Origin of the sequence: Aeromonas sp. MaB10011B (assembly GCF_017939325.1) — a bacterium.
Lineage (GTDB): Bacteria > Pseudomonadota > Gammaproteobacteria > Enterobacterales > Aeromonadaceae > Aeromonas > Aeromonas caviae.
The window spans coordinates 76,285-86,706 of the sequence record NZ_JAGKRK010000078.1 but is presented as its reverse complement, the minus strand read 5'-3'; the positions used below and the strand labels follow the sequence as shown (position 1 = coordinate 86,706).

Genomic DNA, 10,422 nt, shown 5'->3' with positions numbered 1-10,422 from the left:
AGAACGCAGGCTGCTCGCCCCCTTGCGGTAGCGCTTGTGGCCCTGGCGCAGATGGCGGTACAACTGGCCACCCCGGGCTTTGTCGGCGGCCACATGGCGGTATATCCACTCGTGACTCACCATGAGGCCTATCTGCTTGCCCACCGTGCTTATCTGCTCCGGGCTCCACCACCAGGCGAGTGTCAGCTCGACAAACTGGATGACATCGGCAGATAGCCGAGATTTGGCCGCACTGGCCCGTCGGTGGGTGGCGTGCTGATGCGCATTGTCTGGCTGGTAGCCCTGCGGCCCGGCGTTACGACGCAGCTCCCGGTAGAGGGTGGAGCGATGAACGCCAATGGCGCGTGCGGTGGCAAGGATGGACATCCCCTGTGCGCGAAGCACCGATAACTGGTATCGTTGCCCCTCGGTCAACTGCTGATAGCTCATGGTGATACTGCTTATACTTTGGCGAGCAGAAGGGTACCACCAATCAGCAGTTGGCCACCTCTCGCCATTCATCCATGAGTGTCGCACTTATTATCTGAATTCCCGATCCACTCGGAACAGGTTCGCCAGCGTAAACAGCATCGCCAATTGATTGTCGTTCTTCATCAGCCCCTTGTACCGCGCTTTGACGAAGCCAAACTGACGCTTGATGAGCCGGAATGGGTGTTCAACCTTGGCTCGGATGCTGGCCTTGAGTCTTTCAAACTGGATAACGGCCTTGTTCTTGCGCGGACGTTGTTTGAGCGCTTTGACCTTGCCTGGGCGTTCGGTAATGGCCCATTCGACCTTTACCCCAGCCAACTCCTCACGCTTGGGTGCCCCTTGGTAACCGGCATCACCAAACACAAATTCCTCCTTCCCGTGCAGCAGATTGCCGGCTTGATTGAGGTCGTGCTCATTGGCCGCGGTGGTTGCCAGGCTATGGGTCAGGCCGCTTTTGGCATCGACGCCGATATGGGCCTTCATGCCAAAGTGCCACTGGTTGCCCTTCTTGGTTTGGTGCATCTCGGGGTCGCGCTGCTGGCGCTTGTTTTTGGTCGAACTGGGGGCCTCGATGATAGTGGCATCAACCAAGGTCCCCTGAGTCATCATGATGCCGGCGTCAGAGAGCCACTGATTGATGGACTCGAAGAGCTGGCGAGCCAGTTGGTGCTGCTCCAGCCGATGGCGGAAGTTCATGATGGTGGTACGGTCAGGGATAGCTTGGTCGAGGGAAAGCTTGGCAAAGAGGCGCATGGAGGCAATCTCGTAGAGCGCGTCCTCCATCGCTCCGTCACTGAGGTTGTACCACTGCTGGATGCAGTGGATACGCAACATGGTCTCCAGCGGATAGGGGCGACGACCATTGCCGGACTTGGGATAAACGGGCTCAATCACGGCCAGCATTCTTGACCAGGGCAGCAACGCCTCCATACGGGCAAAGAACGCTTCTTTTCGAGTTTGACGGCGTTTGCTGTGGAACTCGCTGTCGGCAAATGTCAATTGATGAGTCACGTTGAGCTTCGTCCCTGATGCCAAAATGATGTGGCGATGATCTCACATCAAGGACTTGTTCGCACCTTCCCCAGCGTTTGAGCTCCTCGCTGATGTATTCCGGACCGTTATCACAGCGGATGGCCGCCGGTTTGCCACGCCACGCTATCACCTGCTCCAACGCCCGTTTGACCCGCGAGGCGGGAAGCGAAAAATCGACTTCGATACATAACGCTTCCCGGTTGAAATCATCTATCACATTGAACAACCGCACCGAGCGTCCATCGGACAGCTGGTCATGCATGAAGTCCATCGACCAGCAGGTATTGGGTTTTGCAGGAACCGCCAACGCCGCCGGTTTTGCACGCACCAGCCGTTTCCTGGGTTTTATCCGCAGGTTGAGCTCCAGTTTCCGATAAATCCGGTACACCCGCTTGTGGTTCCAGCCAAACCCTTTGACGTTGCGCAAATAGAGGAAGCAGAGCCCGAAGCCCCAGTTGCGCTGGCTGGCTGTGATGCGCAGCAGCCAGTCGGCGATGAGCTGGTTCTCTTCGGCCAGTACCGGTTGGTAGCGATAGCAGCCTTCGCTGACCCCGAACACCCGACAGGCGAGCCGGATGGAGAGGGCGCAGTGAGCGACCGCCTGGGTGGCCATCTCCCGGCGGGTAGATGGCGTCACCACTTTATTGCCATGGCCTCCTGGAGGATGTCGGCTTTGAGGCGCTCCTCGGCATACATCTTCTTGAGGCGGCGATTTTCCTCCTGGAGGTCCTTGAGACGAGCCATGAGGGAGGCGTCCATGCCGCCGAACTTGGCGCGCCACTTGTAGAAGGTGGCGCTGCTGATGCCATGCTCGCGGCATAGCTCGGGGATGGGTGGCGGCGGGCGAGTTGGCCGCCCAGTTTCCTCATTGGGAACAGTTGCACAGCATTGGCGTGGCCATCTCTTATCGCATTGAAAACATGAAAAAAGCCACCCTTGAACATCACTACTTCATCTGTTCAAAAACGCTGGAGCGGGATGAGTTTTCTCGGGCGGTGCGTGGGCACTGGGCCATCGAAAATAGCCTGTACTGGGTACTTGGTACTGGATGTCACGATGGGCGAGGATGATTGCCCAATCTATCGGGGTGATGCGGCAGAGATTTTAGCGTGCATCCGGCACATGGGGCTGAACATGCTCAGGGCCGAGACTTCACGTAAGGCGAGCGTAAGACGGAAGCAAAAAATAGCAGGAATGAGCAGCGAATATCTGGAAACGGTACTCAATGCGGGCCTGAAAAAATTGGGTGAATTTTAACAAAATGTTCACGCTCTCACCCTGGGGCTAAAGGTATAATGACAGTTGGCATATCGATGTCTCATTGCTGCCCCCCCCTAAATGGGGTGGATCATAGATCATTGTATTTTCTACAAAAAAAATTTTCCATCGAGTTTTAATGACGTCTAATGCTTTTTTAATGCTGTATAAAAACCGGTGTTTGATACTCTCTTGCGACCATTATTGGCGAATAAAAACTATTCAAGCCGATAGGCACACAGTTCAAGGAAGAGCTCCATGACGACAGAGATTCCATTGGTACTCGTGACCGAAGGCAATGTTCAGGCGACGACCTTCACCACCTACCTGATGGCCCAACTCGGTGAACCAATACGCCTGATTAGCCATCCCGATCAACTATTGGCTATCGAGAATTGCAACCTGTTCCTGATCGATCTGGACTATCTCAAGTCGAGCCAGCAGTTTGGCTGGAGCCGGGATATAGCCGCCTTCGAATCGGCCAGCACGATATTACTCAATGCGCCGACCAGCACGAATCGCGATCTGCTGCTGCTGTGGCCCAATACCAGCGGTCTCTTCTTTCGTCAGGATCCCTTGGATCACTTGGTAGCCGGTATCAAGAAGGTGATGCTGGGGGAGTTTTGGATCCCGCGTCATCTGATGTGCGAGCTGGTCCATTATTACCGACAGGGCATGGAGCCAGCCCAACGCAGCCAGAATCTGCTGACGGTCCGAGAGCGCGAGATCATTCGCTATTTGATGACGGGAGCCTCCAATACCGAGATAGCTGACACCCTGTTTGTCAGCGAGCACACCATCAAGTCCCACCTTTATAACGTCTTCAAGAAGTTGAACGTCAAGAATCGGTTGCAAGCCGTGAGCTGGGCTAAAGATTACCTCGATATGACGAGCTCCTACTGATGCGAACTTGGCTGCTCTGTCTCTGGTTGATCTCTGGTGCCCTAGCTGCCAATGAAGGGGATGCCAACACGCCTCTGGAATCGCTGCAACCCGAGCTGGAGAGCGACAGGATAGAGATTGGGGGTCTGGTGATAGACCGTACCTTCACCCGTTTCGGTCAGGTTTTTTATCATCACTTCAGCCGATTGCGAGAGGACGAGGATCCGAATGCGCGGGAGAACATCACCATACATGAGCGGCCGACTGCGCGCTGGGGCAGCCTGATCTGGATCACCCACAATCGCAAGGTGCTGTTTAGGACGGCCCTCTCCCCGGTGCGCAGTCAGGGAGAAGCTGCAGCGCAGCAGGCCTGGGTCCAAGTGAACGAAATTTTACAACAGCAGAAGGTCGCCATCCTGTTCATGGATACCTTCGATCTGGAACACGATGAACTATAAGGATATAGCATATGTGCTCACGCCTCCTGCTTCTGGCACTGACGGTCAGCATGACCGCTTCTGCCTCCGAGCTTATCTATCGGCCTACTAACCCCAGCTTTGGCGGTAACCCGCTCAACAGCAGTCATCTGCTGGGCACGGCTAACGCCCAGAACGACTACAAGGATCCCTCCACTGGCAGCAGCAGCGGCACCTCGGCTCTGGACAGACTCACCTCCAGTCTGCAATCGCGGCTGGTGAGCCAACTGCTGGCCGACATCGGCAAGGATGGCAGTCAAAGCGGTAGCCTGGTCACCGACGAGTTTGCGATCAATGTGGTGGATGAGGATGGCACTCTTGCCGTTTCCATTACCGACAGATCGACGAATGAAACCACCATGATAGAAGTGAATGGCCTGATCGCCGACTGAGGACGTTATGACAAGGACACCGTTATTTACCGCCCTGCCTTTGCTCGCCATTCTGTTTGCTCTGGGGGGGTGTGCTACCCATATAGGCTCTCCCGAGGCGGATGAGAAGGCGACCCTGATGCCGAGATCCATCTCCTACAAAGAGTTGATCAGCCTGCCCAAACCCAAGGGCAAGATAGTGGCCGCCGTCTATGATTTTCGCGATCAGACCGGTCAGTATCTGCCAGCCCCAGCCTCCAACTTCTCCACCGCAGTGACCCAGGGTGGGGTCGCCATGCTGAGCACGGCGCTATGGGACTCCCAGTGGTTCGTGCCTCTGGAGCGGGAAGGGCTGCAGAACCTGCTGACCGAGCGCAAGATAGTGCGGGCCACGCAAAACAAACCCAATGTGCCCGGCAATAATCAGCATCAATTACCCTCTCTGGTGGCGGCCAATATCCTGATCGAAGGGGGCATAGTGGCCTATGACAGCAATGTGCGTACCGGCGGTGCCGGGGCCAAGTACTTCGGCATAGGGGCGAGTGGCGAATACCGGGTCGATCAGGTGACCGTCAATCTGAGGGCCGTCGATATCCGCTCCGGCCGGATTCTCAACAGCGTCACCACCTCCAAGACCATCTTGTCCCAGCAGGTGCAGGCCGGAGTGTTCCGTTTCGTCGAGTACAAGCGCTTGCTGGAGGCCGAGGCGGGCTTTAGCACCAACGAACCGGTACAGATGTGCGTCATGTCTGCCATCGAATCGGCGGTGATCCGGCTCATTGCCAACGGGGTGCGAGACAACCTCTGGCAGCTGGCCGATGCGCGGGACATGGAAAACCCCATACTGCAGGGTTATCTGCAAGACAGCGCCCCCATCCTCTAGTCGAGGCAGCGTCGCTAGTTTCTATCTATCGCTTGCCCCTTTCAGCTCCTCTCCACAGGCCCATCATGGGCCTGTTTTCATGGTCTATCCCCCCTCCATCCCTTGGCGCGACACCTGCAAAAAAGAGGCATGGCTCAGCTTGACCTCAGCCTTTTCTACCAGACAAACCCTGGATCCGAATCAGCCTCGAATCAGCTGTGTGCCTGATGGCCCTGGCCCGGGGGGCTGGGGATACTGGACCCGCACTTCAAAAAGGTAATCACAGATGAAATACCTGAATCCCGTCCTGCTGATCATGAGTCTGCTAGGCCTGCCCGCATTGGCGCAGGACCTGGCTTCCCTGAGTGAACTGGGTCAGGGCAACGAGCTTGAGCTGGTTCAGCGGGGGGAGGGCAACCAGGCCCACCTCTGGCAGCTTGGCTCGGATAACGAATTGCAGCTCAGCCAGTCAGGCAATGACAACCAGATCCGCCTGATGCAACAGGGCCAGCAGCAGCAACTGCGACTGGATCAAGTCGGCGACAACAACTGGGTAGATGCGGTCCAGCTCGGAGTTGGCAACAGCGCCGAGCTCTACCAGGCCGGTATCGGCAACCAGATCTGGCTGTGGCAACAGGGGATGGACAACCAGGCCTGGATCAGCCAGAGCGGATATGACAACAGGGCACGGGCCGTTCAGCTCGGTGATGGCAACTTGGCCAGCATAGAGCAAAACGGCTCCGGCCTATCGGCCACCGTCATTCAGACGGGCGCCAACCAGCAAGTGAGAGTAGTTCAAACCAACTGAGCCCAGGCTCACACCAAAGCACGAGAGGGAAATCATGTTCAAACGTACCATCATCGCCTCTGCCGTATTACTGGCTACTTCCAGCGTCTGGGCGGCTTCCGCCAACAACCAGGCGACCGTCGCCCAGACCGGCAACAACAACTTGGCCACCGTCGAGCAGATCGATAGCAGCAACCACAATCAGGCGAGTATCAGCCAGATTGGTGCCGACAACGAAGCGAAGACCATCCAGAAAAACACCAGCCAGTCCGAAGCCAGTGTGGCTCAGGTCGGGGCAGGCAACGATGCCCTGGTGACCCAGGAGTCCAGCACCGCAGGATCCGTCGCCCAGGTGGCAAGCACAGGCAACTTCAACGTCGCGACCGTGACCCAGCAGGTGTTCAACGAAGGCTCCCACGCCTCCGTGGCCCAGGTCGGCAACCACAACAGTGCCGACGTGATGCAGGATAACGGTGATGGTGCCAGCTCCACCGTGAGTCAGGTTGGCAACAACAACGATGCCAGCATCAACAACTATTGGTCCGATAAAGCCATCGCCAACGTCAGCCAGCTTGGCAACAGTCACGAAGCCAGCGTTTCCCAGCAGATTGCCGATGGTGCCGAAGCTCAGGTGGCCCAATCCGGTCAGTTGAACAAAGCCACCGTCACTCAGGCCACCAATAATTATGGTTACGCCTATCCGGAGGGGACTCTGGCAAAGGTGACTCAATCGGGTAGCGGCAACGAGGCCCTGGTCGACCAGCGCGATCTCGATAACAAGGCTTATGTCACCCAGAGCGGTGTCGATGGCTATGTGAAGACGGCGCAGTCTGGCTCTGCGGCCGGTGAGGGCAACACCCTGACCGCCAATCAGGCTGGTACCAACGAGAGCGCCACCCTGACCCAGGTTGGCAACCGTAATGAGATCGAAACCAGCCAGACTGGCCGTGACGATGCATTGACCATCGATCAGCTGGGCGATGACAACTTGGCCACTGCCTATCAGGGCGGTGTCGGTGAGCAGAGCTCCATCACCCAGGTGGGTGACGGTAACCTGGCCGATACCGAGCAGAGAGGGTCGGGCAACCAGGCCAGTGTCGATCAGATGGGTGACGGCAACCAGGCCGTGGTCAAGCAGCTGGCGAGCAGCACCGCTGGCGTGGTGACCATAGATCAGAGCGGTGATGACAACTACGCCAACGCGGTGCAGGAAGCGGGCAGCAACAACCAGATCGCCATCGACCAGCAAGGGGATCGCAACCAGGTGGCGGCCGCGCGTGATGTGCAAGGCAAAGGCGCCTGGACCTGGGGTTCAGACAACGAGCTGACCGTGGCCCAGACCGGCAACGACAACTGGGCCTATGCCGATGCGTCCCACTCCGGCTCTACCGTGACCGTGACCCAGACCGGCGACCTGAACAACGCCTCTGTCGAGTCCTACCTGGGTAGCGACAACGATCTGACCGTCAGCCAGACCGGCAACAACCATGTGGCCGACGTCTATGTCAACGCCGGTATGAATGGCGGTGGCAACCTGGTCGATGTGGTACAGACTGCGAGCTTCAACACGGCTCAGGTCGATGTCTATGGCAGCAACAACCACGCCTATGTTTATCAGGGCGGCAACTGATGATTTGCACATTCGGGGGCCTGCGGGCCCCTTTTTTATTGGTGCGAACCCGGGACTGGCTGGCTGGTCCATGCCATCAGACCACTCCCCTGCACCGGCGGCTAGTGATGCTGCTCCTATGGCTCAGCTTGTCTCCCTCGGGATGGGCGGGCGAGTCAGAACCGGCCAAGGAGGCCAAGGTGATCCCCAAGATAAGCCTCAATGTCCAACAGGGGCCGACCGGCCTCTCCCTGGCCCCTACCCTGCAAAGCGACCAGTCGGGGGCCGTTACCTTTGCCCTGGATCTCTGGAGCCAGGGGGCGGGGGGGCGCAGTCATCAGCGCCAGAGCGGGGGGGCCGAACTGGTCGCCAACCGGCCCCATGGCGTGGGACGACTGAGTCTGGGACTGGCTTGTCCCTATCAGGCAAGAATACGGTTGCAGCTGTGGCAGGGGGCCTTGTTGCTGAGCGAGATCGACCAGACATTCGAGTGCCCCTCATCTCCATGATTTCCCGTCTGGACTGTCTATTCATCCAGTAGTCTCTATGCCATACTGGCCCGCTCTGGTTACCGTATCGAGCGCGCAACAAGATGGAAAAAATCGTGATCCGGGGTGCCCGCACCCACAACCTCAAGAACATCAATCTGACTCTTCCCCGCGACAAGCTGATCGTGGTCACCGGCCTCTCTGGCTCCGGCAAGTCTTCTTTGGCGTTCGATACCCTCTATGCCGAAGGCCAGCGCCGTTATGTGGAGTCCCTCTCCGCCTATGCCCGCCAGTTCCTCTCCCTGATGGAGAAGCCGGATGTGGATCATATCGAGGGCTTGTCGCCGGCCATCTCCATCGAACAGAAGTCTACGTCTCATAACCCGCGTTCGACCGTCGGCACCATCACCGAAATTTATGACTATCTGCGCCTGCTGTTTGCCCGGGTGGGTGAGCCTCGCTGCCCCACCCATGCCATACCGCTCGCCGCCCAGACCATCAGCCAGATGGTGGATCAGGTGTTGGCTCAGCCAGAAGGCAGCAAGCTGATGCTGCTGGCGCCCGTGGTGCGCGATCGCAAGGGGGAGCACAGCAAGCTGCTGGAGAACCTGGCGGCTCAGGGTTATATCCGTGCCCGCATCGATGGCGAGGTGTGTGACCTCTCGGATCCCCCCAGCCTGGAGCTGCACAAGAAGCACACCATCGAAGTGGTGGTCGACCGTTTCAAGGTGCGCGAGGATCTGGCCCTGCGCCTCGCCGAGTCCTTCGAGACGGCCTTGACCCTCTCCGGCGGCATCGTGCTGGTGGTGCCCATGGACGGGGAGGAGGGGGTTGAACCCATGACCTTCTCGGCGAATTTCGCCTGCCCCGAGTGCGGTTACTCCATGTCGGAGCTCGAACCGCGGATCTTCTCCTTCAACAACCCAGCCGGTGCCTGCCCCACCTGCGACGGCCTGGGTGTGCAGCAGTACTTCGATCCCGCCAAGCTGATCCACGATCCGAGCCAGAGCCTGGCAGGGGGCGCCATCCGTGGCTGGGACAAGCGCAGCTTCTATTACTTCCAGATGCTGAAATCCCTCGCCGAGCACTATCAGTTCGATCTGGAGCTCCCTTGGGGGGATCTGCCCGCCAAGGTGCAGGAAGTATTGCTGCGGGGCTCGGGCAAAACCGAGATCGAGTTCCGCTACATGAACGACCGTGGTGATGTGGTGGTGCGCAAGCACCCCTTCGAGGGGATCTTGCACAACATGGAGCGCCGCTACCGGGAAACCGAATCCAACTCGGTACGCGAAGAGCTCTCCAAATACATCGCCAACAAGTCCTGCACCAGTTGCGGCGGCAGCCGTTTGCGGGAGGAGGCGCGTCACGTATTCGTCGATAACCGCAACCTCTCCGCCATCGCCGAACAATCCATCGGCGATGCGCTGGCCTTCTTCGAGGGGCTGGCGCTCACCGGCCAGCGTGCCCAGATAGCGGACAAGATCCTCAAAGAGATCGTCGAGCGGCTCGGTTTTCTGGTCAACGTGGGCCTCAACTATCTGAGCCTGTCCCGCAGCGCCGAGACCCTCTCCGGCGGCGAAGCCCAGCGCATCCGCTTGGCGAGCCAGATAGGTGCCGGTCTGGTGGGGGTCATGTATGTGCTGGATGAGCCCTCCATCGGCCTGCACCAGCGGGACAACGAGCGCTTGCTCAAGACCCTCAGGGGATGGTCAGCATGCGGGCTCCCCCTCTGATTTCAAATGTTAGAAAGTTCAAGAGCGAAACAGTCGTCCCATCATGTTGACTTTCCTAGGGAAGGTGCGAATAAGTGGGTAGCACCTTCCTCTTTGATTGCTAGGTCGATTTTTGACTCGGCCCTTTTCTAAAATTGCCGGTAATCCCCCATATTCAGGGGCATTCAAAAGTAGAGGTCAGGCGGCCCGCGCCAGGTGCTGCTTTGGCGTGTAGCCACCCAGCGCCATATTAGGCCGCTCATGGTTATAAACCCATTGCCATTGCGTGGCAAATTCCTGCAATTCATCGCTGAGAATCCCATTCTGCAATGCCCAAGCAGCCTGTATGAAGTCGCCAAGCAGCTGAATGCTTGGTGTGAAAGCTGAATAGGTTGGTGGTGTGGTAAAATTACAACATCGTAGGGGAAGGCGCAGAGGTCGATGCCACTTTATGTCAGCTTATGGGTAAATTTTA

The 10,422-nt window shown here is 57.8% G+C and carries 8 protein-coding genes and 5 pseudogenes; 9 read left to right on the top strand and 4 right to left on the bottom strand.

What is annotated here, in order from left to right; translation table 11 throughout:
* The 3 genes and pseudogenes from J9893_RS17990 to J9893_RS17980 form a co-directional block, all read right to left on the bottom strand.
* Positions 1-429, bottom strand: a pseudogene (locus J9893_RS17990) (IS30-like element ISAs2 family transposase); the annotation flags it as partial.
* A gap of 90 nt (positions 430-519) precedes the next feature.
* Positions 520-1,482, bottom strand: a complete 963-nt coding sequence (locus J9893_RS17985; RefSeq protein ID WP_024941324.1) for an IS5 family transposase — start codon at positions 1,480-1,482, stop codon at positions 520-522.
* A 79-nt stretch (positions 1,483-1,561) separates the two neighbouring features.
* Positions 1,562-2,337 (bottom strand): annotated as a pseudogene (locus J9893_RS17980) (IS3 family transposase); the annotation flags it as partial.
* Here J9893_RS17980 and J9893_RS17975 point away from each other — a divergent pair.
* The 9 genes and pseudogenes from J9893_RS17975 to uvrA form a co-directional block, all read left to right on the top strand.
* Positions 2,337-2,760, top strand: a pseudogene (locus J9893_RS17975) (ISAs1 family transposase); the annotation flags it as partial. The pseudogenes J9893_RS17980 and J9893_RS17975 sit on opposite strands and share 1 nt — an antisense overlap.
* A 258-nt stretch (positions 2,761-3,018) precedes the next feature.
* Positions 3,019-3,663, top strand: a complete 645-nt coding sequence (locus J9893_RS17970) for a LuxR C-terminal-related transcriptional regulator (RefSeq protein ID WP_024941327.1) — start codon at positions 3,019-3,021, stop codon at positions 3,661-3,663.
* Positions 3,663-4,100, top strand: a complete 438-nt coding sequence (locus J9893_RS17965) for a curli production assembly/transport protein CsgE (protein WP_210600853.1) — start codon at positions 3,663-3,665, stop codon at positions 4,098-4,100. Before J9893_RS17970 ends, J9893_RS17965 begins: the two co-directional genes overlap by 1 nt.
* Before the next feature lie 11 nt (positions 4,101-4,111).
* Entirely contained in the window at positions 4,112-4,510 is a 399-nt protein-coding gene (locus tag J9893_RS17960) for a curli assembly protein CsgF (RefSeq protein WP_024941329.1), read from the top strand.
* Positions 4,511-4,517: 7 nt separating this feature from the next.
* On the top strand, positions 4,518-5,372 hold the full coding sequence (locus J9893_RS17955; RefSeq protein WP_041204616.1) for a CsgG/HfaB family protein: 855 nt from the start codon (positions 4,518-4,520) through the stop codon (positions 5,370-5,372).
* A 265-nt stretch (positions 5,373-5,637) separates the two neighbouring features.
* Entirely contained in the window at positions 5,638-6,159 is a 522-nt protein-coding gene (locus J9893_RS17950) for a hypothetical protein (RefSeq protein WP_005895593.1), read from the top strand.
* Positions 6,160-6,193: 34 nt separating this feature from the next.
* The gene (locus J9893_RS17945; protein WP_024941331.1) at positions 6,194-7,768 is read left to right on the top strand and encodes a curlin; all 1,575 of its coding nucleotides are present in this window, start codon (positions 6,194-6,196) and stop codon (positions 7,766-7,768) included.
* A gap of 179 nt (positions 7,769-7,947) precedes the next feature.
* Positions 7,948-8,256: a curli-like amyloid fiber formation chaperone CsgH gene (csgH, locus tag J9893_RS17940; protein ID WP_129146543.1), complete on the top strand. Its 309-nt coding sequence runs from the start codon at positions 7,948-7,950 to the stop codon at positions 8,254-8,256.
* A gap of 83 nt (positions 8,257-8,339) precedes the next feature.
* A pseudogene (gene uvrA, locus J9893_RS17935) lies at positions 8,340-9,935 on the top strand (excinuclease ABC subunit UvrA); the annotation flags it as partial.
* Positions 9,936-10,145: 210 nt separating this feature from the next.
* Here uvrA and J9893_RS17930 read toward each other — a convergent pair.
* Positions 10,146-10,259 (bottom strand): annotated as a pseudogene (locus J9893_RS17930) (integrase core domain-containing protein); the annotation flags it as partial.
* Positions 10,260-10,422 lie beyond the last annotated feature (163 nt).